The organism is Paractinoplanes abujensis (assembly GCF_014204895.1).
GTDB lineage: Bacteria > Actinomycetota > Actinomycetes > Mycobacteriales > Micromonosporaceae > Actinoplanes > Actinoplanes abujensis.
The window spans coordinates 5,245,948-5,266,693 of sequence record NZ_JACHMF010000001.1 but is presented as its reverse complement, the minus strand read 5'-3'; the positions used below and the strand labels follow the sequence as shown (position 1 = coordinate 5,266,693).

24 protein-coding genes are annotated in these 20,746 nt (G+C 69.1%); 15 read left to right on the top strand and 9 right to left on the bottom strand.

The window, feature by feature from the left end; all coding sequences use genetic code 11:
• Positions 1 to 30 precede the first annotated feature (30 nt).
• The 6 genes from BKA14_RS23865 to BKA14_RS23840 all read left to right on the top strand — a co-directional run bounded on the left by BKA14_RS23865 (position 31) and on the right by BKA14_RS23840 (position 7,528).
• On the top strand, positions 31 to 1,140 hold the full coding sequence (locus BKA14_RS23865; protein ID WP_184953105.1) for a YihY/virulence factor BrkB family protein: 1,110 nt from the start codon (positions 31 to 33) through the stop codon (positions 1,138 to 1,140).
• A 229-nt stretch (positions 1,141 to 1,369) separates the two neighbouring features.
• Positions 1,370 to 2,596, top strand: coding sequence for an ROK family transcriptional regulator (locus BKA14_RS23860; protein WP_184953104.1), 1,227 nt, complete (start codon positions 1,370 to 1,372; stop codon positions 2,594 to 2,596).
• Positions 2,593 to 4,200: a sugar ABC transporter ATP-binding protein gene (locus tag BKA14_RS23855; RefSeq protein WP_184953103.1), complete on the top strand. Its 1,608-nt coding sequence runs from the start codon at positions 2,593 to 2,595 to the stop codon at positions 4,198 to 4,200. Before BKA14_RS23860 ends, BKA14_RS23855 begins: the two co-directional genes overlap by 4 nt.
• The gene (locus BKA14_RS23850; protein ID WP_184953102.1) at positions 4,197 to 5,213 is read left to right on the top strand and encodes an ABC transporter permease; all 1,017 of its coding nucleotides are present in this window, start codon (positions 4,197 to 4,199) and stop codon (positions 5,211 to 5,213) included. The genes BKA14_RS23855 and BKA14_RS23850 overlap by 4 nt, the downstream gene beginning before the upstream one ends.
• A 48-nt stretch (positions 5,214 to 5,261) precedes the next feature.
• Positions 5,262 to 6,308 carry a substrate-binding domain-containing protein gene (locus BKA14_RS23845; protein WP_184953101.1) on the top strand — a complete coding sequence of 349 codons (1,047 nt, stop codon included), beginning with the start codon at positions 5,262 to 5,264 and terminating at the stop codon, positions 6,306 to 6,308.
• A 29-nt stretch (positions 6,309 to 6,337) separates the two neighbouring features.
• Positions 6,338 to 7,528, top strand: coding sequence for a Gfo/Idh/MocA family protein (locus tag BKA14_RS23840; protein WP_184953100.1), 1,191 nt, complete (start codon positions 6,338 to 6,340; stop codon positions 7,526 to 7,528).
• 69 nt (positions 7,529 to 7,597) lie between these two features.
• Here the strand turns inward: BKA14_RS23840 and BKA14_RS23835 are convergent, their stop codons facing one another.
• The 6 genes from BKA14_RS23835 to BKA14_RS23810 all read right to left on the bottom strand — a co-directional run bounded on the left by BKA14_RS23835 (position 7,598) and on the right by BKA14_RS23810 (position 10,233).
• Positions 7,598 to 7,909, bottom strand: coding sequence for a hypothetical protein (locus BKA14_RS23835; RefSeq protein WP_184953099.1), 312 nt, complete (start codon positions 7,907 to 7,909; stop codon positions 7,598 to 7,600).
• A gap of 64 nt (positions 7,910 to 7,973) precedes the next feature.
• Complete coding sequence (locus BKA14_RS23830) at positions 7,974 to 8,666, bottom strand: WXG100 family type VII secretion target (protein ID WP_184953098.1); 693 nt, start codon at positions 8,664 to 8,666, stop codon at positions 7,974 to 7,976.
• Positions 8,663 to 8,977: a type VII secretion target gene (locus tag BKA14_RS23825; RefSeq protein ID WP_184953097.1), complete on the bottom strand. Its 315-nt coding sequence runs from the start codon at positions 8,975 to 8,977 to the stop codon at positions 8,663 to 8,665. The genes BKA14_RS23830 and BKA14_RS23825 overlap by 4 nt, the downstream gene beginning before the upstream one ends.
• Entirely contained in the window at positions 8,970 to 9,338 is a 369-nt protein-coding gene (locus tag BKA14_RS23820) for a YbaB/EbfC family nucleoid-associated protein (protein ID WP_184953096.1), read from the bottom strand. Before BKA14_RS23820 ends, BKA14_RS23825 begins: the two co-directional genes overlap by 8 nt.
• A 9-nt stretch (positions 9,339 to 9,347) precedes the next feature.
• Positions 9,348 to 9,701: a hypothetical protein gene (locus BKA14_RS23815; RefSeq protein ID WP_239092719.1), complete on the bottom strand. Its 354-nt coding sequence runs from the start codon at positions 9,699 to 9,701 to the stop codon at positions 9,348 to 9,350.
• A gap of 4 nt (positions 9,702 to 9,705) precedes the next feature.
• The gene (locus tag BKA14_RS23810; RefSeq protein WP_184953095.1) at positions 9,706 to 10,233 is read right to left on the bottom strand and encodes a hypothetical protein; all 528 of its coding nucleotides are present in this window, start codon (positions 10,231 to 10,233) and stop codon (positions 9,706 to 9,708) included.
• Positions 10,234 to 10,568: 335 nt separating this feature from the next.
• Here BKA14_RS23810 and BKA14_RS23805 point away from each other — a divergent pair, with 335 nt between their 5' ends.
• The 4 genes from BKA14_RS23805 (at position 10,569) to BKA14_RS23790 (ending at position 13,594) form a co-directional block, all read left to right on the top strand.
• Positions 10,569 to 10,985: an iron chaperone gene (locus BKA14_RS23805; protein ID WP_184953094.1), complete on the top strand. Its 417-nt coding sequence runs from the start codon at positions 10,569 to 10,571 to the stop codon at positions 10,983 to 10,985.
• 91 nt (positions 10,986 to 11,076) lie between these two features.
• On the top strand, positions 11,077 to 11,586 hold the full coding sequence (locus tag BKA14_RS23800; RefSeq protein ID WP_203722233.1) for a class I SAM-dependent methyltransferase: 510 nt from the start codon (positions 11,077 to 11,079) through the stop codon (positions 11,584 to 11,586).
• A gap of 207 nt (positions 11,587 to 11,793) precedes the next feature.
• Positions 11,794 to 12,990 carry a DUF1996 domain-containing protein gene (locus BKA14_RS23795; protein WP_184953092.1) on the top strand — a complete coding sequence of 399 codons (1,197 nt, stop codon included), beginning with the start codon at positions 11,794 to 11,796 and terminating at the stop codon, positions 12,988 to 12,990.
• A 31-nt stretch (positions 12,991 to 13,021) separates the two neighbouring features.
• Positions 13,022 to 13,594: a DEAD/DEAH box helicase gene (locus tag BKA14_RS23790; RefSeq protein WP_184953091.1), complete on the top strand. Its 573-nt coding sequence runs from the start codon at positions 13,022 to 13,024 to the stop codon at positions 13,592 to 13,594.
• 59 nt (positions 13,595 to 13,653) lie between these two features.
• Here the strand turns inward: BKA14_RS23790 and BKA14_RS23785 are convergent, their stop codons facing one another.
• From BKA14_RS23785 to BKA14_RS23775, 3 genes are read right to left on the bottom strand one after another with little or no spacing between them, the layout of a single operon-like run.
• Positions 13,654 to 15,132 (bottom strand): acyl-CoA synthetase, encoded by a 1,479-nt coding sequence (locus tag BKA14_RS23785; RefSeq protein WP_184953090.1) that lies wholly within the window; start codon positions 15,130 to 15,132, stop codon positions 13,654 to 13,656.
• The gene (locus tag BKA14_RS23780; protein WP_184953089.1) at positions 15,132 to 16,259 is read right to left on the bottom strand and encodes a DUF5938 domain-containing protein; all 1,128 of its coding nucleotides are present in this window, start codon (positions 16,257 to 16,259) and stop codon (positions 15,132 to 15,134) included. The genes BKA14_RS23785 and BKA14_RS23780 overlap by 1 nt, the downstream gene beginning before the upstream one ends.
• A 2-nt stretch (positions 16,260 to 16,261) precedes the next feature.
• The gene (locus BKA14_RS23775; RefSeq protein ID WP_184953088.1) at positions 16,262 to 17,044 is read right to left on the bottom strand and encodes an SDR family NAD(P)-dependent oxidoreductase; all 783 of its coding nucleotides are present in this window, start codon (positions 17,042 to 17,044) and stop codon (positions 16,262 to 16,264) included.
• A 98-nt stretch (positions 17,045 to 17,142) separates the two neighbouring features.
• Here BKA14_RS23775 and BKA14_RS23770 point away from each other — a divergent pair, with 98 nt between their 5' ends.
• From BKA14_RS23770 to BKA14_RS23750, 5 genes are all read left to right on the top strand, one after another.
• Complete coding sequence (locus BKA14_RS23770; RefSeq protein WP_239092720.1) at positions 17,143 to 17,778, top strand: TetR/AcrR family transcriptional regulator; 636 nt, start codon at positions 17,143 to 17,145, stop codon at positions 17,776 to 17,778.
• Positions 17,779 to 18,054: 276 nt separating this feature from the next.
• Positions 18,055 to 18,231, top strand: coding sequence for a hypothetical protein (locus tag BKA14_RS23765; RefSeq protein ID WP_184953087.1), 177 nt, complete (start codon positions 18,055 to 18,057; stop codon positions 18,229 to 18,231).
• A 119-nt stretch (positions 18,232 to 18,350) separates the two neighbouring features.
• A complete protein-coding gene (locus tag BKA14_RS23760) occupies positions 18,351 to 18,767 on the top strand; it encodes a SitI3 family protein (protein WP_184953086.1) in 417 nt (138 codons plus the stop codon).
• 11 nt (positions 18,768 to 18,778) lie between these two features.
• Complete coding sequence (locus BKA14_RS23755; RefSeq protein ID WP_184953085.1) at positions 18,779 to 19,828, top strand: DUF2293 domain-containing protein; 1,050 nt, start codon at positions 18,779 to 18,781, stop codon at positions 19,826 to 19,828.
• Positions 19,829 to 19,837: 9 nt separating this feature from the next.
• Positions 19,838 to 20,746, top strand: coding sequence for an acyltransferase domain-containing protein (locus tag BKA14_RS23750; RefSeq protein ID WP_184953084.1), 909 nt, complete (start codon positions 19,838 to 19,840; stop codon positions 20,744 to 20,746).

Below are 20,746 nucleotides of genomic sequence, written 5' to 3'. Positions count from 1 at the left end.
GATCAAGGACCGTGTGCCTGGAGGAACCCGATGAAGCTGCGCCACAAGCACGACGACGAGAAGGCGGGCGCTCCCGACGCCGACAGGGCGCGCGGCAAGGGCGCCGAGGACTACGACGTGGCGGCGGCCGCGAGCACCCGTACGGGCGAGGACAAGAAGAACGACCTCTCCGCGCCGTCACCCGACGCCGGACCGGACAGCCCGGCCGAGCTCAAGGGCAAGGGCCTGTTCGCCGCGGTGAAGCGCACGTTCAAGCAGTTCTCGGAGGACAACGTCTCCGACTGGGCGGCCGCGCTCACCTACTACGGCGTGCTGTCGATCTTCCCTGGTGCCGTCGTTCTGGTGTCGATTCTCGGCCTGCTCAGCGACAACGGTCAGGAGACCGTCAAGGACACGGTCAGCGAGATCGCTAACAACGACCAGATCGAGAACCTGGTCGGCACCGTGCTGGACCAGGTCAAGGGCACCGGCGGCGCCGGCTTCGCCGCGATCATCGGTCTGGTCCTGGCGTTCTGGTCGGCCTCGGGTTACGTGGCGGCCTTCATGCGCGCCTCGAACGCTGTCTACGACGTGCCCGAGGGCCGCCCGATCTGGAAGACGCTGCCGATCCGGGTCGGCGTCACCGCGGTCATCGGCATCATGCTGATCCTCTCCGCGTTCATCGTCATCTTCACCGGCGACCTGGCCCAGGTGGTCGGCGACCGGATCGGTCTGGGTGACGCGGCCGTGACGACGTGGAGCATCGCCAAGTGGCCGGTGCTGATCATGCTGGTCAGCCTGATGTTCGCGATCCTCTACTGGGCGTCGCCGAACGCCAAGACCGGCGGTTTCCGCTGGGTCAGCCCGGGCGGCATCTTCGCCGTGGTGCTGTGGCTGGTGGCTTCGGCCGGGTTCGCGATCTACCTGGGCAACTTCGCCAACTACGACAAGACGTACGGGACCCTGGGTGGTGTCATCGCCTTCCTGGTCTGGCTGTGGATCTCCAACATCGCCATCCTGCTGGGTGCGGAGCTTGACGCCGAGCTGGAACGGGGCCGGGCCATCGCGGCCGGTCACGACCCGTCGGACGAGCCGTTCCTGGAGCTGCGCGACGACCGCAAGATCAAGAAGGGTAGCGAACAGGGTCTGAGCACGAACTGACCGCGCGTTTTCGAGCCCCCGGTCCACGCCAGTGGCCGGGGGCTCAAGCGTGTCCGGCGCGCGAAACACACCTAGGTCAACGGCCGATAACAAACCCAACTTTTGCTCCAATAGACAAAAGTTGGCGATGATCTTCAAGAAGGTATGGACTCTCACGGCACAACGCGCCTACTGTGACGGGCACGACACCGAGGGGTTACCCCGGTGTTAAGCGCCTCCGGAGGTATTTGTGCACGACGCCGATGCTCCCCATCTGCGGGTCTTGCGCCTGCTGCGCGACGAGGGACCGGTGTCGCGGGCCGAGCTGGGAGATCGTCTCGAGCTGACTCGCCCGCGCCTGCTGGCCGAGGTCGAGCGGCTCGTCGCGGCGGGTCTCATCGCCGAAGCCGGCATGGCCGCCTCGCGTGGTGGCCGCCGGTCGACGCTGGTCGAGCTCGACCCCCGACTCCGTTTCGCCGCCGTCGACCTGGGCGCCAGCTCGATCGACATAGAGGTCACGAACGGGCGGCTGGAGCCGGTCGCGACCTACCGCGAGTCGGCCGACATCCGCTCGGGGCCGCGGACCATACTGCAACGGGTCAATGAGCTGCTGCACAAGGCTCGCACCGACGGGGCTTACGAGCGGCTCGACGCGGTCGGCATCGGTGTTCCCGGCCCGGTGAGCTTCCGCGACGGCGTCCCGGTGTCGCCCCCCATCATGCCGGGCTGGGACAGGTATCCCGTACGGGAGTTGCTGGCCCGGGAGCACGGCTGCCCGGCCGTCGTCGACAACGACGTGAACATCATGGCGATCGGCGAACGGCACGGCGGGGTCGCGCACTCCGTCGACGACTTCCTCTTCGTCAAGATCGGTACGGGCATCGGCTGCGGCATCCACCTGGGCGGCACTGTCTATCGCGGGGTCGACGGCTGCGCGGGCGACATCGGGCACATCCAGGTCGACGCGAACGGACCGGTCTGTTCGTGCGGCAACACCGGCTGCCTGGAGGCGTTGTTCAGCGGCTTCGCCCTGGGCCGCGACGCCATCGCGGCGGCCCGCTCGGGTGAGTCGCCGGCCCTGGCCGAGCGGCTCGCCGCCGCGCTGAGCCTGGCCGAGAGTCAGAGCGACGACGACCAGTCCGAGCCCGTCGTCACGATCACCGCCCGCGATGTCGCCGACGGCGCCGCCGAGGGCGACGTCACCTGCATCCGCCTGATCCGCGAGGGCGGCCGCCGCGTCGGCGGTGTGCTGGCCACGCTGGTCTCCTTCTCCAACCCTTCGATGATTGTCATCGGCGGGGGCCTGGCCCTGCTGGGCCACGTGCTGCTCGCCGAGATCCGCAGTGTGGTCTACCGCCGGTCGCTGCCCCTGGCCACCGGCAACCTTCCCGTTGTCCTTTCGGAGCTGGGCAGCCGGGCCGGTGTCACCGGTGCCGCCGTGCTGGCCAGCGACACGGCTTTCGAGCAGGCATCATGACCATTCCCGCCCCGCGTGAAGACCTCAAATCCGACGACCAAGTGCCGGCGCCGCCGGAGCAGAACGACGGCGACGGCCCGCACGACGTGGTGCTGCGCCTGACCGATGTGGTGAAGACCTTCCCCGGCGTACGGGCTCTCGACGGCGTGCAGCTCGAGGTGCGCGCGGGTGAGGTGCACTGCCTGCTCGGGCAGAACGGCGCCGGCAAGTCCACCCTGATCAAGACACTGGCCGGGGTGCATCACGCCGACGGCGGCGAGATCACCTGGCTCGGCGAGCCGTTCGCCCCGGCCAACCCGCAGGCCGCCATGCGGGCCGGCATCGCCACCATCTATCAGGAACTCGACCTCGTCGACGACCTGTCGGTGGCCGAAAACGCCTTCCTGGGCCACGAGGACACCCGCTTCGGCTTCACCCGCCGGCGGTCGACGGCCCAGAAGACCCGCGAGATCCTGTCCCGCCTGGGCCACCCGGAGATCCCGCCACGCACCCTCGTGCGGGACCTGCCCGCGGCCGGCAAACAGATCGTCAGCATGGCCCGCGCGCTCTCGCACGACGCCAAGCTGATCGTCATGGACGAGCCCAGCGCTGTGCTCGCTCATGACGAAGTGGACAATCTGTTCCACATCATCCGGGGGCTCACGGCCCAGGGAATCGCGGTCATCTACATCTCGCACCGGCTCGAGGAGATCCGCGAGATCGGCGACCGGGTGACGGTGCTCAAGGACGGCCGCACCACCGCGGCCAACCTGCCGGCCCGCAGCACACCGACGCGTGACCTGGTGAGCCGCATGACCGGCCGGTCCATCGAGTACGTCTTCCCGCCGCGCCGCACCCTCGACGCGAGTGAGCCGCTGCTGGTCGTGGAGGGGCTGAGCCGCAAGGGCGAGTTCGCCGAAGCCAGCCTCACCGTCGCGCCGGGCGAGATCGTCGGCATCGCCGGCCTGGTCGGCTCCGGCCGCTCCGAGCTGCTGGAGACGATCTTCGGTGCCCGCCGCGCCGACTCGGGCACGGTGACCCTCGACGGCCACCGGATCACCGGCGTCGGCCGGGCCGTCCGCAACGGCATGGGCATGGCGCCCGAGGAACGCAAGAGCCAGGCGCTGCTGCTCGACGAGCCGATCTACAAGAACATGACTCTCGCGTCGTTCAGCGGCTTCGCCAAGGCGGGCTTCACCGACGCGGGCGGCGAGCGCAAGGCCGCCGAGAAGACGGCCGACCTGCTCGAACTGCGGCCGCGCGACGTCAACCGCCCGGTGCGCACGCTCTCCGGGGGAAACCAGCAAAAGGTGGTGGTCGGGCGCTGGCTGCTCGACGACACCAAGTTGCTGCTGCTCGACGAGCCCACCCGCGGCGTCGACGTCGGCGCCCGGGCCGAGCTCTATCAGGTCATTCAGGACCTGGCCAAACGTGGCGTCGGGGTGCTGCTCGTGTCGAGCGAGGTGCCCGAGGTGCTCGGCCTGTCCGACCGCGTGCTGGTCATGCGGGAGGGCCGGATCATCCGAGAGGCGCCGGCGCCCGAGATCGACGAGGACACCGTTCTCGACCTTGTGATGTCGGGTTCGCTCACGACTGAGTCCATTCTGGAAGGGGAGCCAGCATGACAACCCAGACGGCGCCCCCTGAGGCGCCCGCCAAGCAGCAACGCCGCAAGCTCGACGAGAACACCCTGAGGAATCTGGGTCTCGTCGGTGTGCTGATCCTCCTGATCATCGTCGGCATCGCCACGAAGCCCGACCTCTACAGCGACCCGACCTGGGTCAAGAACAACTTCCTGACGATCCTGCAGCAGGCGTCGGCGATCGGCGTGGTCACGGTGGGCATGACCTTCGTGATCATCGGGGGCGGCATCGACCTGTCGGTCGGCGCCATCGTCGCCATCGCCGGGGTGTGGTCCACGACCCTGGCCACCCAGAGCTACGGGGCCGGCGGCATGATCTTCACGGCGATCGTCGTGGGGACCGTCGTCGGGCTCGTCAACGGCGTCCTCATCGCGTACGGGAAACTGGTTTCCTTCATCGCGACACTGGCGATGATGGTGGCGGCGCGGGGCCTGGCCGCCCAGATCTCCGGCAAACAGACGCAGATCTCCACCAACAGCACCATCAACGACCTCGCCAGCACCCGGCCGCTCGGCATCCCGCTGCTGGTGTGGATCCTGGCCCTGGTCGTCATCGCGGGCTGGGTGCTGCTCAACCGCACCACGTTCGGGCGACGCACGGTCGCCGTCGGCGGTAACCCCGAGGCGGCCCGGCTCGCCGGCATCAACGTCAAGCGGCACACCATGCTGCTGTTCGCGCTCTCCGGCCTGTGCTGCGGCATCGCCGCGATCATGCTGACCTCTCAGGCCACCAGTGCCCAGGCGGCCATGGCGAACCTGTACGAGCTCGACGCGATCGCCGCTGCGATCATCGGCGGCACGCTGCTCAGCGGTGGCCGCGGCACCATCGTCGGCGCGCTCTTCGGCGTGCTGGTCTTCTCCACCATCACCAACCTGTTCGCCATCAACAACCTCCCCACCGAGGTTCAGAACATGGTCAAGGGCGGGATCATCGTGGCCGCCGTCCTGATCCAGCAGTTCCGGTTCCAATCGCTCACTCAATTGTTCAAGCGCTGATCTCTTTCGCCCGGCTTTGCTCGGCCCGGGTACCCCCTTGGAGGAATCATGTCCGCTTTGTCCCGTAGGCGCATTCTGTTCGGCGGCGCGGCCGTCGGCGCCGGCGCCCTCCTCACCGCCTGCACCAGCAACGAACCCGACAACACGGCGCAGGTGAACACCAACACCGACGCGAGCGCCAACCCCAACGCCGCGGCCGGTGAGAAGGTCGTCATCGGGTTCAGCGCCCCGGCCGCCGACCACGGCTGGATCGCCGCGATCACCAACAACGCCAAGGCCCAGGCCGCGGCGTACACCGACGTCGAGTTCAAGGCCGTCGAGGCCGGCGCCGACGCGGCCGCCCAGCGCGCCGCCATCTCGACCCTGGTGGCCCAGAAGCCCAGCGTGATCGTGATGCTGCCGCACGACGGCAAGGAGCTCGACTCGGCCGGCCTCGAGGCCATGAAGGCCGGCATCCCGGTGATCAACCTGGACCGGGCGTTCCCGTCCCAGGCCGCCTTCCGGCTGCAGATCAAGGGCGACAACTACGGCATGGGCCTGGCCGCCGGCCACTACATCGGCGACCAGCTCAAGGCCAAGAACGTGGCCAACCCGATCATCGGCGAGATCCCGGGGATCGACTCGCTGGAGCTGACCCAGGAGCGCAGCGAGGGCTTCAAGGTCGCGCTGGCCGAGTACGGGTTCAAGGTGGCCAACCGCCGCCCGGCCGAGTTCACCGCCGACTCCGGCCAGGCCGCCGCCACCGCGCTGCTGCAGGCGCTGCCCAAGATGGACGCGCTCTGGAACCACGACGACGACCAGGGCATCGGCGTGCTGGCCGCGATCAAGCAGACCAACCGCAGCGAGTTCTTCATGGTCGGCGGGGCCGGCTCGAAGGCCGCGATCGACCAGATCAAGGCCGACAACTCGGTGCTCAAGGCGACCGTTACCTACAGCCCGTCGATGGCGTCCTCGGCCATCTCGCTGGCCCGGCTCATCGGGCAGGGCAAGGGCATGAGCGACCTGGTCGAGCTGCAGGTGCCCAAGGAGATCACCCTCGCCTCCGAGACGATCACCAAGGACAACGCGGACGCGTACGCCAAGCTCGGCTTCTGACCGAGCCGGGTTTTCGATAAGGAGATTCGATGTCGGAACAGCTGCGGGTCGGCATGGTCGGCTACGCGTTCATGGGAGCCGCGCACTCAACGGCGTGGCGCACCGTCAACCGCGCCTTCGACCTGCCGCTGTCGGCACGGATGACCGCGGTCAGCGGCCGCTCCCCGGAAGGGGTGGCGGCCGCCGCCGCGAAACTCGGCTGGGACGAGCACACCACTGACTGGCGCTCGCTGATCGAACGGGACGACATCGACCTGATCGACATCTGCACGCCGGGTGACACCCACGCCGAGATCGCCCTGGCCGCGCTGGCCGCGGGCAAACACGTGCTGTGCGAGAAACCGCTGGCCAACTCGGTGGCCGAGGCGCGGGACATGGCGGCGGCCGCGGCCCAAGCCGCCACCTCCGGTGTGCTCGCGATGTGCGGCTTCAACTACCGCCGGGTGCCCGCCGTGGCACTCATGCGGCAGCTGGTGCAGGAAGGGCGCATCGGCACGATCCGGCACGTCCGCGCCCAGTACCTGCAGGACTGGATCGTCGACCCGTCGTTCCCGCTGGTCTGGCGCCTGCGCAAGGAACTGGCGGGCTCGGGGGCACTGGGCGACATCGGCGCCCACATCATCGACCTGACCCAGTTCGTCACCGGTCAGTCGATCTCCACGGTGTCGGCCCTCACCGAGACGTTCGTCAAGCAGCGGCCGCTGACCGCCGAGTCGGCCGGGCTGTCCGCGTCCGCGGCCAACGACGGCAGCGGGCTGGGCGACGTCACGGTCGACGACGCGGCGCTGTTCCTGGCCAGGCTCGACGGGGGAGCTGTGGCCACGTACGAGGCGACCCGCTTCGCGACCGGCCGCAAGAACGCGCTGCGGGTCGAGCTCAACGGCTCACTCGGCTCGCTCGCGTTCGACTTCGAACGGCAGAACGAGCTCGAGTTCTACGACGCCGCGCTGCCCTCGGCCGAACAGGGCTTCAGCCGCATCCTGGTCACCGAGGCCGACCACCCGTACATCGGGGCGTGGTGGCCGCCCGGCCACGGCATCGGCTACGAGCACACGTTCACCCACGAGGTCCGCGACCTGATCGAAGCCATCGCCACCGGGCAGCAGCCCACGCCGTCGTTCGCCGACGCGCTGCAGGTGCAACTGGTGCTGGACGCGGTCAGCCGCTCGGCCGAAACCGCCCAGTGGACCGCCGTGGAACCGGCCCTGGAGCGGGTCTAACCAGACGTCCGTCGCGGGCCGGCGAGGGACGGCGCGGTTGCGCCCCGCGCCGGTCCGGCCCGCGACGGATCACGGCCGTTGATAGCCGCACACGTCGAAAAGCCAGTGATCGTAGTAGCCGCGTACGGCCGCACGGTCGGCATGGTCGAGGGCCAGCCACTCGCGGGCCGCGTCGGCCGCCCGGTCCTGCTCCCACTCGCTCTCCCCGAGAAAACCCCACAACAGGTAGAGGCTGGTCGCGAACTCCTCGGTCGCCAAGTGGTCGTGCAGCGCCGCCACGATCGCGGCGGCCGGGATCGAAAGGTCGTCGGCCGCCAGCACCTCGTGCAGGAGCACACGGATCTCGTCCAGGTAGGCCGGCGCCCGGCGCTGATCACTCACACGCTGACGATGACACGGCTACGTGGCGAAGTGATTACTGGCCTCACGCCGACGGGTGATCTTCTCAGCCGTTCACGAGGCGCGTCAGGTTGGTCAAGCTGGTGACCAGCGCCGTCGTGTACCCCAGGATCCGGCCGGCCCACTTCACCACGGCCGACGCGATCTGCGCGGCCACGATCGGAATCGTGACGATCAGCAACGCCTCCGCGGCCCACACGATCACCCGCGCCACCAGGTCGGCGATCAGATCCCGGACGATGTCGCGAGTGAACATGACCAGGTTGCCCGCCGCCTCCGTGGACACCGCCATCGTCGACGCCAGCGACGACAGCCCGCCCAGCGCGTCGACGTTGTTGGCCATCAAACTCTGATACGTCGTCGCGGCCGGCCCCGTCCAGTCGGGCACGTCGGCGGCCAGCGCCCCCTGCAGGTCGGCCGACATCGAAGCCAGCTCACGCGCCATGTTCTCCCAGGTGGCGGCGTGCGCGGCGACCCGTTCCGGCATGCCCGCCAGCTTGTCCAGCACCTCCCGCAGCGGCTCGAAGTACTCCATCGCCCAGCCCAGGCCGTTGGCCAGCAACGTGCTGAACGGGTCGAGCACCGCCGACGCCGCCTCCAACGCGAACGCCCCGCCCGCGAGCGCCTGATCAACCCAGCTGCCACCGGCGATCGTCTGCTGCAACCCTTGGAAACTGTCGACGAGCGAAGCCCCCGCCGTGCCCGGCCCGGTCGACGCCACCGCGATCAGGTTGGTCATCCGAGCCCACCCGCCTTACGCAGCCGATCGGCGGCCGCGTCATCGGCGACCTCGTAATCCTGGCTCGTGCGCACCAGCGCGTCCGACGCGAGGCGCAGATTCTCCCCGACATAGGCGTACAGCTCGTCCTGCTTCGCGTGCCGGGCCTCCAGGATGCCTGCCATCCAACCGCAGAGCAGCCCGTACGCCGCATCGTCGGCCACAATGGCGGAACTGGCCGCCTTCACAGCCGCGAACCGCTGCTCGATCGACTCCACCTTGGACGCGTGCGCCCGGATCTGCCGCGCGTCGACCGAGAACCCGTCACTCATCGACGCCCTGCCGCTCCTTGAGCATCCGCCCGGCCATCGAATCAGGGCCGAGGGTCTCATCGATGATGTCGCGCGTCACCCGGACCGCCTCACCCCGCGCGCTGCCGAGCGCCCCCATCACAGCCCGGCCCACAGCCTCCGGCGACACGCGGTGAATCCGCTCGGTGAACCGCACATCGAGCAGCACCCCACCCGAGTCGATGGTCACCTCGACGAGCCCGTTCCCGTCGGCGGCGGTGAAGGTGGCCTCCCCGAGCCGCTCACTCATGGCCTGCGCGGCGGCCGCAGCCCGATCGACACGCCCCTTCCAGTCCCGCAGATACGCACGAGACGCGTCGGGGTCCAGCAGAGGCTCGGTCATGCTTCCTTCTTAGCCCGCCGAGTCAACGACCGATCGAAGGACGTCAGCGATCTCGCGGAGGAGGGCAGCGGCGCCGGCGTCGGTCGGGTCATCGAGTCCCCAGTTCGCATCGTCCTCGACCAGGCGCACCAGAGTGCCGGGCGGGAGATCGGCGGCGAGCACCGATTCCAGGGCTTCCAGGTCCTGGCGCAGAAATCTGGTCGTGATCTGCGCGGAGTGCCGGAACTCGGCACGGACGCCTTGCATCCCGCCGGAATCCATGACGTAGCTCTGCAACAGGTCGCGCACCTTCTGCAGAGCGGGGCGTGCATCCAGTTCCGCCATGCGAGCCCGCAACGGTTCCGGAAGACGAGGCTGATCCACGGCCCTACAGTAATCCGGACGGGAAAGCCGAGTCGACGAACAGTTCCGGCGGGTCCGATCCGGTCCTGGTCTTTATCCTGACCAGTACCAGGCTTGTCGCGCCGTATTCGGCCTCCCGCGGTCCGGCACCGTACATGCCCTTGTTGTAAAAACCCTCGCCGACGCGGTGGTGAGCGTCGAAACCACCCCTGTGGCGTCCGGTCAACGCCAAGTCCTGGCGGATGGTCTCCCAATTTTCCTGCACGTACCGGTTGATCTCACGATTCATCGTCGTGTGGTCGGTCCAGCGGTATGACCGTGTCTCGGGGTGATCCCACGGGCGGTCGCCGTAGACCCGGCCCTCGATAGTCCGTCCGGCCGGAGCGCGGCGCAGAGGAATGTCAGGACCGTGATGCTTGAGCGTGTGCGCGCCATCATCGCGGAACGTGGCGTCATTTCGTGCGATGTTGACCGTCGGTGGTTCGTCGCCGAGTTGTTCGTATCGACTCAAAATCGCATGGAATTCGACGTCGTCCGCGGACGAGGCGCTCACCGGAGTCGGCGTCTCGTCGGTGGGCGCGCTGGACGGGGCAGTCCTGTTGCGAAGCGACCGCCCGCGACGAGCCACCTGATCGGTGGCAGCGTGTTCGTCAGCGAGACTAAAGTAGCCTCCGTTTTGCGGGCGGGTCGGCGAATCTCCGTCGCCTTCCCGGGGACGTTCGGGCTCCGGGGTGTCGTCTCCGCCATGGCCCCGCGGGCGCGCGGTCACGGCATAGCTCCGGAGGTCACTCTTTCTTCTTACTGCGCCAGGTCAACCGCCTCGGCCGCCCGGGAGTCGATCAGGAATCGAGAAGCGGTCGCCACCTGGGCGTTCGTAGGCTCGCAGGCATGAGCGAGAACTTCACCACCGAGGAACGCGCGGCCATGAAGGAGCGTGCCCAGGAGGTTCGTAAGAGCCGGGGCGCGAAGGGTAAGGATCAGGAGCCCGCCGTGCTCGAGAAGATCGCCGAGATGGAGGGGGACGACCGGGCCCTCGCCGAGCGGGTGCACGCGATCGTCAAGGAGGTCGCGCCCGAGATGGTGCCTCGGCTCTGGTACGGCATGCCGGCGTACGGGAAAGGGGGTAAGGCGACCCTGTTCTTCCAGGCCAAGGCCAAGTTCAAGGCCCGGTACGCCACCCTCGGCTGCAACGAGGACGCGCAGCTCGACGACGGCGCGATGTGGCCGACCGCGTTCGCTGTCACCGCGCTCACGCCCGAGGTCGAGGCGCGCATCGCCGACCTGGTGAAGCGGGCCGCCGGTTAACATCGGGGCCGTGAGTGATCAGAACGGCTGGCTCAGGCTGCTCGACGAGAATCCTGGGCACTCGCAGTGGTACATCGACCGGTTCCGGAAGATGGCCGCGTCGGGGGCCGACCTTCATGGTGAGGGCCGGCTGGTCGACGCGATGGTGCCCCGCGGGGCGCGGATCCTGGATGCCGGTTGTGGCACGGGCCGCGTCGGGGGCTACCTCGCCGCGGCCGGGCACGATGTCGTCGGCGTCGACCTCGACCCCACGCTGATCGAGGCGGCCCGGGCCGATCACCCCGGGGCCGAGTGGCTGGTCGGTGATCTCAGTGAGCTCGATCTGCCGGGCGGCTTCGACCTGATCGTCTGCGCCGGCAACGTCATGACTTTCGTGGCGCCCAGCACCCGCGTCGAGGTTCTCCGCCGGGCTCGCCGTCATTTGCGAGACGGTGCCCGCTTTGTGGTGGGCTTCGGTGCGGGGCGTGACTACGCGTTCGACAACTTCCGGGCCGACGCGGCGAGCGCCGGGCTGACCCCTGACCTGCTGCTGGGCACGTGGGATCTACGCCCGTTCACGGCCGAGTCCGACTTCCTGGTCGCCGTCCTCCGCGTGGCGTGACACGCCCGGCCAAAGCTGTGTGACGTGGTGCGGGCCGGTATCCCGCAGGGTGCCGAGATGCTGTCCTTGGACGCGACGCCCGACGAGCGTGCGGAAGTTCTCCCGGAGATCAGGCTGATCCCGCCCGCTTCCTCAGTTTTTGTTATCGCAGGCCGGCCCGTACGTCTCCTCATCCGGTGATCAAGAACCTCGGGTGAGGAGCGGTCTGTGTCGAACCCTGCGAACGAGCGCGAACTGCCGCCGTCCCGGCATCGGCGACGGTCGAAGCGGGCGCTCACGGTGGCCTGCGCGGCTGTCGCCGTGGTCGCTGTCGCGGTGACGGCGGCCGGGGTGTCGTTGGCCGACGACCGGAGCGAGCCCACCCGCGACGTGCTGGTGGCGGGGAAGGCGGCAGCTGTCTCGACCGCCCCGGCACCGGTTTCGTCGTCTGCCGCCCCGCGGGCGACCCCCAAGTCAGCCAGCCCGAAGCCGGTCAAGACCACCGCTGCCACCACCACCGCGGCCGCCCCGGCTCCGCGTGGGGGCTGGGTGCCGGTCGACCGGGTGGCCTGGCAGAAGCAGCTCGACGCCTACAAGGCACGCAAGGTCGACCCCGTGCCGGCCGGCGTCGGTGACCTGCCCGAGTTCCGGGCCGACTGCCAGTACAGCCACCGCCGCGCCGACGATCCGATTGTGTTCCCGGGGCTGGCGGGCGCCTCCCACATGCATTCGTTCGTCGGCAACAAGGCTGTCGACGCGGACACCACTGCCGGTGACCTGATGAAGTTCACCGCGACCACCTGCAAGCCGGTGCTCGACCACTCCGCGTACTGGGTCCCGACTCTCTACGACAACGCGACGAAGAAGCCGGTCGAGACCACGGGCTTCCGCGTCTACTACCGTTCGCTGCGCAAGAAGTCGTCGGACGTGAAGCCGATGCCCAACGGCCTGCGCATGATCGCTGGTGACGCCAAGAAGAAGGTGCCGACCCCGCGCGGTGCCCAGGGCCAGTTCTATTGCGCCTTCTACGGCCCCGGCGACCTCGACGGCGTCGCCCGCAGCACGAACGGCAACTGGCCCATCTGCGGCACGCCGGCCACGCTGCACTTCATGATGCAGTTCCCGGACTGCTGGGACGGCAAGAACCTGGACAGCCCCAACCACAAGGACCACGTCACCTACGGCGGCGAGCAGGGTTGCCCGGCCAGTCATCCCGTACGCATCCCCGCCATCACGTTCGACATCCAGTACGGCGCCAAGGGCACCAAGGCCGGCTACTACCTCTCGTCGGACCCCCAGGGCAAAAGCGCCTCGTCCATGCACGGCGACGCCTTCGTGATGTGGGACGCCGACGCCATGAACAAGCGCACCAAGAACTGCATCGCCGAGCGCAAGACTTGTGACAACAACGGTTACTATCGCTGACGGACTTGTCGTACGACTATAGTCATGGAGCATGAGTGACAGGCTGTTGTTCGTGCACGACACCGGTTTCCGGCCGGACGGTGCGAACCTGACACAGGCCGCCGTGCACCGGGCCCTGATCGCGGACGACGGCCGGAACGCCCAGATAGTCGAGGACGTCTCGGCCGCGTTGATGCGCGGCCGGAACTGTCTCGTGCTCACCCGATGGGTCGCCCACGTGGCGATCCTGGCCGCCCGGTTACAGGATCGCGGGCACGCCGCGCTCTCGCTGCGCGGCGGCCTCAGCCTCACCGGCCGCACCGCCGCAGCGAACCGTCTCGCGCAGGTCACCGCGGGCGACGGCCTGCTCGCCGTGGGCACCACGTCGTTCATCGGCCTGGACTTCGACGCGCCGGCGCTCGACACGCTCTTCCTGGCCGGCCCGATCTCCTTCGAAGGCCTGCTGCTCCACTGCGTCGGCCGGGTGATCCGCCCGGCGCCGGGCAAGGGCGTCGCCGAGATACACGACTACCACGACCCGGCCATCCGCAACCTGGCCGCCGCTTTGCAGCGCCGGAGGCCCACCTACCGAGCGCTGGGCTTCCGGGAAGGCCCTACCGTTTAAGCGTTGATTTCCGACTGCTTCGTGGGATCCGCCTCACTCGCATCCGGCGCGGTGCAGCGTTACCGACCGGCGAGACGGGTGCGCAGGTCGACCTTGAGGATCTTGCCGACCTTGGAGCGGGGCAGGTCGTCCCAGATCTCGATCTGCTTGGGGGTCTTCACGCTGCCGATGCGCTCCTTGACGAAAGCGGCCACCTCCGCCTTGTCGACCGTCGCGCCCTCCCGCAGCTGCAGCACGGCGGTCACCCGCTCGCCCCACTTGTCGTCGGGCAGACCGATGACCGCGCAGTCCTGCACCGCCGGATGCTGCATCAGGGCCTGCTCGACCTCGGTCGAATACACGTTGAAACCTCCGGTTATGACCATGTCCTTGGCCCGGTCCACGATGAACAGATAGTTGTCGTCGTCGAGGTAGCCGATGTCGCCGGTGTGATGCCAGCCGTGGGCCGAGGCGGCCGCGGTGGCCTCCGGGTCGCGGTGGTAGCCCCGCATCACCAGCGAGCCGCGGCACACGATCTCGCCGGTCGCGCCGCGCGGCCGCAGCTCGCCGTCGGCGCCCATGATGGCCACGGTGACCAGCGGCGACGGGCGGCCGGCGGAGGACAGCCGGTCGGTGGCGACGCTGCCGTCGGGCCGGTAGTGCTCGTCCGGCGCCATCGTCGAGATCATCATCGGGGCCTCGGTCTGGCCGAACAGCTGCGCCATCGGCCCGATCCGGCGCAGCGCCTCCTCGAGCCGTGCCGCCGACATCGGCGCCGCCCCGTACCAGAAGCAGCGCAACGACGACAGGTCGGCCGCGTCGAGCGCCGGGTGCGCCAGCACCATGTAGATCAGCGTCGGCGGCAGGAACGTGTGGGTCACCCGGTGGCGTTCGAGCAGCGTGACGAACTCGCCGACGTCGGGTTGGCGCATGATGACGATCTCGCCGCCCCGGGCCAGCACGGGGAAGCAGAGCACCCCGGCCGCGTGGGTGAGCGGGGCCAGAGCCAGGTAGACCGGTCGGTCCGGCCACGGGTAGCTCATCAGCGTGATCGCGGTCATCGCCTCGAGGTTGGCCCCGGTCAGCTCGACCCCCTTGGGCCGCCCGGTCGTGCCGCCGGTACCCACGATCATGGCGAGGTCGTCCACGGCTGGAAGATCGACATCGCCCGGTACGGAAAGGCCCTCCGCCTCCAGGCAGAGCAGCCCGTCGCTGATCTTCTCCACGAGCGGCGCGAAGTCCCGGTGATAGATCAGCACCCGGCAGCCGAAGAGCTCGAGCAGTTCCCGGTTCTCGTACGCCTCGTTGCGGGGGTTGATCGGGCACCACACGGCCCCGGCCCGGCTGATCCCGAACACGCAGGTGAACGCGGTCGGGTCGTTCCCGGAGAGCACCGCCACGCGATCCCCGGGGGCGACGCCGTGCGCGGCCAGCGCCGCCGCCACCCGCTCACTGAGCTGTTGGACTTCCCCGTACGTCCTGGTCCGCCCGTCAGTGGTGAAGCACGGCGCGTCCGGGTCGAGCGAGGCGCCCTTGTCCAGGTAGTCGACGAGCCGCATCAGCGCTCGACCGTGACGGTCGGTTCCCGTACGAGACCGAAGCTCTCCAGGACCCCGAGCAGCTCGCGATGCCCGAACGCCTGGCAGCCCGAGGCGAACCCGACCCGGCGCGGCGGTTGCTGCAGCAGGTGATAGGCCGCGTACGCCTGCATCAGACCGGTCTGTTTGTAGTTGGAGTTGCCGTAGATGACGCAGTGCGCGCGCCCGAGCGGCCCCGACGCGTGCACCGAGTCGACCGACTTGTTGAGCCGCGGGTTCTCGCGCGGCGGCATCACGTTCATCACCTGCGCGGCGGTGGCGGTCAGGGCCGCGTACCGCTGCTCCGGGTCCATGTCTTTGGTCGCTTCGACGGCGGACGAGACGATTTGCGGTACGCCGTTCATCAGCGCACGGTTGAACACGCCCCCGAGCACCTTGACGTTGGCGACGCGCGGATCGCGGCGATACCAGACCGGATGCGACGTGCCGCCCCACGGCAACGCCAGCGCCAGCTCGTGCTGACCCGGCAGCACCAGCTGATAGAGGCCCGCGTCGGGATCCCAGGCCTCGTACCGGTTCTGCTCGAGCCGGAAGGCGCCCGACGTGGCCGCGTTGACGAGGATCGTCAGCGTGGACGCGATGGTCGGGCTGCCGCCCCAGAACACCGCGATGTCCAACGTGTCCAGTCCCGGCTTCTCCAGGCACAGCTCGGCCGCGATCTCGCCGGTCGTGTACATCTGCGCGATGCCGGGCGCGAGCAGCAGGCCGGCCGCGGCGAACCGGTCCCCGTACGTCTCGTCACAGGTGATCATCCAGTCCTGCTCGCCGGTGGTGTCGAGGTAGTGCGTGCCCGCGGCCAGGCACGCCTCGGCCACCTCGGGCCCGTAGACGCTGAACGGCCCCACCGTGTTGCACACGACCGACGCCCCCGCGAACAGCTCGGTCAAAGCCGCGGTGTCGTGGGCGACCTCGACGACCTCGTAGTCGGCGGTCTCGATGCCGGCCACGTTCTCCTGCATCGACAGCTTGAGCTTGGCCGCGTCGCGCCCCGCGGCCACGAACGGCACGTTGTACTCGCGCAGGTACTCGCAGATCAGCCGGCCGGTGTAGCCGGAGGCGCCGTAGACGACGACGGGTTTGCCGGTCATGGTCACATCCCCATTCCGCCGTCGACGGGCAGGCCTGCGCCGTTGATGAACCGCGCGGCGTCGGACGCCAGGAACACCACCGCGTCGGCCATGTCGGCGACCTCGCCCAGCCGTCCGCTCGGGGTCAGCTCGACGACCGCGCCGACCGCCTCCTCGGGCGAGCCGAACAACCCGATCCGGGCCACGTCGTTGGCCAGCCCCGCACCCATGGCCGTGGGGACAAGACCGGGATAAAGGCAATTGACCCGTACGCCGTAACCCAGCTTGCCGCTCTCCATGGCCGCCACGCGGGTGAGGCGGTCGACGCCCGACTTGGTGGCCGAGTAGACCGCGATGCCCGGGAAGGCGATGGTCGCGGCCACGGAGGCCACGTTGATCACGACGCCGGACTTCTGCTCGCGCATCGCCCGGAACGCGTGCTTGATGCCCAGCGCGGTGCCGAGCAGGTTGACCTCGAGCTGTTTGCGGACGGCGGCCGGGTCGAGGTCCACGATCAGGCTGGTGATCTCGACGCCGGCGTTGTTGACCACGATGTCGAGCCCGCCCAGGATCCCGGTCGCCCGGCCGACGGCGGCGCCCCAGCTGTCGTCGTCGGTGACGTCGAGGTGCACGAAACCGTGGCCGTCGCCCAGCGACTCGGCGACCTTGGGGCCGAGGTCGTCCTGCAGGTCGGCGACGACGACGCGCGCGCCCGCGGCGGCCAGGGCGCGGGCCATGCCTTCACCCAGGCCCTGCGCGCCGCCGGTGACCAGCGCGCGGCGGCCGGTGAGATCGATCTGTGTCATGAGGGCTCCTCCGTGGTGTAGGGAGACCCACATCACATGCCTCCTCTTGACACTTGTCAAGAAAACTTTGGACGAGTGTCAAGCCGTACGATGTCCTGGTGCCCCCTGTGAAGGACCGCCCGGCCGACAAGTTCGACCGGCGCCGCGACGAGCTGGCCGAGTCCGCGCTGCTGACCCTCGGCGAACTCGGCTACGCCCGGGCCAGCCTGCGCGAGATCGCGGGCAACTCCCCGTTCAGCCACGGCGTGGTCCACTACTACTTCTCCGACAAGACCGAGCTGGTCGTCTACAGCGTCCGCCACTACAAGGCCCGCTGCGTGACCCGCTACGACGCCGTGGTCAGCGACTCGACCACCCCGGAGGAACTGGTCGAGGCCTTCGCGGCCAAACTGGCCCAGACCATCCGCGACGAGGCCCCGATGCACCGCCTCTGGTACGACCTGCGCACCCAGAGCATGTTCGAGGAGTCGCTGCGCGAGGCGATCACCGAGATCGACGGCACCCTGCAAGCCATGATCTGGCGGGTGGTCGACCGCTACGCGACCCTGAGCGGCACCCGGCCGTCGGTGCCCGCCCCCACCGCGTACGCCATGCTCGACGGCCTCTTCCAGGCGGCGCTGCTGGCCCACTCCACGACCGGCGAGCCGATCCTCGACGACCTGGCCGCCCAGGTCCGCACAGTGATGCCGTTGCTGGTCAGCGCAGGCCCTGTCGCTCAAGATCCCAGTCGCTGATCCGTACCCGCTTGCCCAGCCGTTCCACAATGACGGACAAGCAGGCCGAAACGGACGAGCGGGGTGGTCGCGCGGATGCCTCCGAAAAGCAGAGGACACGGCGACGCGCCCGACAACGAAACGTCCCGGCGCCATCGTGGTGACAGCGGCGGCCACTCGGCCCAAAACATGAGTCAGCAGCAGGAAGCGGCCGATGCGCGTGCGCGAACTGGACGCTCGATTGCGGACGGCGGCCGTGGCGCTGCCCCAGCCGAGCAGCCCGCCACCCCGCGAATCGTGCCCGGAGATCTGCTCACCGCGAGCACAGGCCGGCCCGGCGGTTCTCCGGCCGGTCCGCCCAAACGGATCGACCCGGAGGAGGACAACGAGGTCCGCCGATCGCTCGAGATGGAGAACTCGGGCGCGGTGACGCTCGCCGATCGAGGGTTCCAGATCCGGCAGAAATCCGACTAAGGCGGACGTCGCCCGGGCGCGCCGGGACACCGGCGATATCGGAAATCCGAACACAGAGCCGGACTACCTGATCGAGGGCCGCGTGTTCGACTGCTACTCGCCTGTCCGGTCCGACAAGAATGTGCCCGGTCAATCAGGTTGCCGAGCGGGCCTTTCCGGAGGCGGCTGGACGTCCGGTTGGCATCGCTCCGCACCTCGGCGCCGACCACAAGCCGGAGCTCGGGTTCGACGTCACCATTACGGCCGGGCGCGAGGGGTACCTGGACCTGGGAACGGATGAAGGCTCATGGGAATGGGAGCCGGAATCCTACGTCCAGATCACGTTCGGGCTCGACAACGCGGCCGATGCCCGTTGGGCGGTGACCAATGTGCTCACCGTCGTCCGCCGGGTGCTCGACACCGGCCGGGAGGACGCGGCTTTCGACTTCAACGGCGACATTCTGCTGTTTTCCCGCCAGGCCGGCCGGCTCGTCAAGCACCGCCGCGACAGTTGGTGGGAACGTTACTCGGCCGGTGATCAAGTGATTCCGGGGTAGCGTGCAGCGTCATGCAGGGCGCCTCGAAGCTGGAACGTCGCGTGGTGACCGCCGCTGAGCAAGTTCTGCAGCGGCAGCGCTATGTGTGCCCGGTGGACGTGCTGGCCGGGTTGGGGTGGTTGCCGCCGGGCCGGGTGACCGACTGGCGGCAGGGCCGCGAGCCGCACCTGGAAGGTATCGCCGCGGTGACCGCCGACCGGCTGGCCGACGCGATGGAGATCTTTCACCGCTGGGTGGAGAGCCGCGGGCTGCGTCCCCGCGAGGTCGACTACGTGGCCGCCACTCGCGACCGCCGGCCGCTGCGGTTCACCAGTGCCGGGCGGGGCGAGGAGGCGTACCGGAAACATTGGCTGGCCGCCGATCTGACCGGGAAGCAGCAGGAACGCATCACGGCCCGGCAGAGCAAACCCCCGGACCTGGTGGTGCTGATGGCCGCGAAACCGTTCACCTGCGCCGGGTGCGGGGAGACGGAAGCCGGCCTGCTCATGATGGAGGACGCCGGGCCGATCTGCCCGGGCTGCGCCGACCTCGGGCATCTGGTGTTCCTGCCGGCCGGTGACGCCGCGTTGACCCGCCGGGCCAAGCAGGCCAGCCGGCTGTCGGCGGTCGTGGTGCGGTTCAACAAGTCCCGCAAACGCAACGAACGGCAGGGGCTGCTGGTCGAGCGGTCCGCGCTCGAACTGGCCGAGCAGCAGTGCCTGTCCGATGAGGACGCCCGGGCCCGCCGCCGCGTACGCGACCGGGAACGCCGGGCGGCCGCCGACGACGTGTTCCAGCAGAAACTGGCCGGCCTGATCGGCGAGTTGTTCCCGGGCTGCCCACCGGACCGCGCGGCCGAGATCAGCTTGCACACGGCCGTCCGGGGGAGTGGCCGGGTGGGTCGCAGCGCCGCCGGCCGGGCCCTCGACCCGGATGCCGTGACCCGTGCGGTGGTCGCCTCTATCCGGCACGAGGACACCCCGTACGACGAAATGCTCATGGCCGGTGTGCCGCGGGACGAGGCCCGCCGGCGCATCCGCGCGACCATCGACGGGGTAATGGCGCGGTGGCGGCGCGCTTAGGATGCCCCGGTGGATCTCGATGACGTCGCCGCCCGGCTAGGTGTTCCTGTCGATCAGGTCGAGCGGCTCGCGGGTGACGGTCCGTCGGCTCCGCTGCCGGCCCGGTCCGACGCCCCCGAACTGCTCGACCGGCTGGCCGTACGGCCGGAGGACGCCCGCGAGATCCTGGACGATTGGCCTTCCGAGCGGTGGACGCCCGAGTTGCGCTGGCTGCTCGACCGCTCGATCGCCCTGGTCCGCGCCGACCTCGGCGGCTACGACTGGCTGGTCCCCGGCCCGGAGCTGCCGCGCTATTTCGTGTACGCCTACCTGGCCCTGCTCGACGACGTCCGGGGTTACCACCGTGAGCACGGCATCCCCGACGCGGTTTCCTGGACCACCCTGGCCGACCTGGGCCGCAACCTCGCCGTGGACCGCCGGATGAAGGGCGAGGGCTGGCCGGTCATGCAGAGCTGGCTCACCCTGCACGCCCGCGGTGGCCTCTACGAGCTCGGCCGCCTGCAGTTCCAGCGCGGCCACAAGTCCCTCAGCCTGCACATCCCCGAGTCGGGCCCGCTGACCCCGGCCGCGGTCGACGCCTCCCTGGCCGAGGCCCGCGCGTTCTTCCCCCGTCATTTCCCCGACGAGCCCTACGCCGCGTTCTCGTGCGGCTCCTGGCTGCTCGACCCGCAGCTGCGTGACTACCTGCCCGACGACTCCAACATCATCAGCTTCCAGAAGCGTTTCGACCTTTCCCCGTACGAGGAACAGGCCGGTTTGGACTGCGACGTCGAGGTCATGCGGTTCGGCTTCCGTACGTTGTCCACACCCCTCGGCCAGCTCCCGCGTGACACCGCCCTGCGGCGCGCCCTCATCGACCACTTGCAGGCCGGCGGTCACTGGCAGTGGCGCCAGGGCTCTTTCCCGATCGGGGGTTGA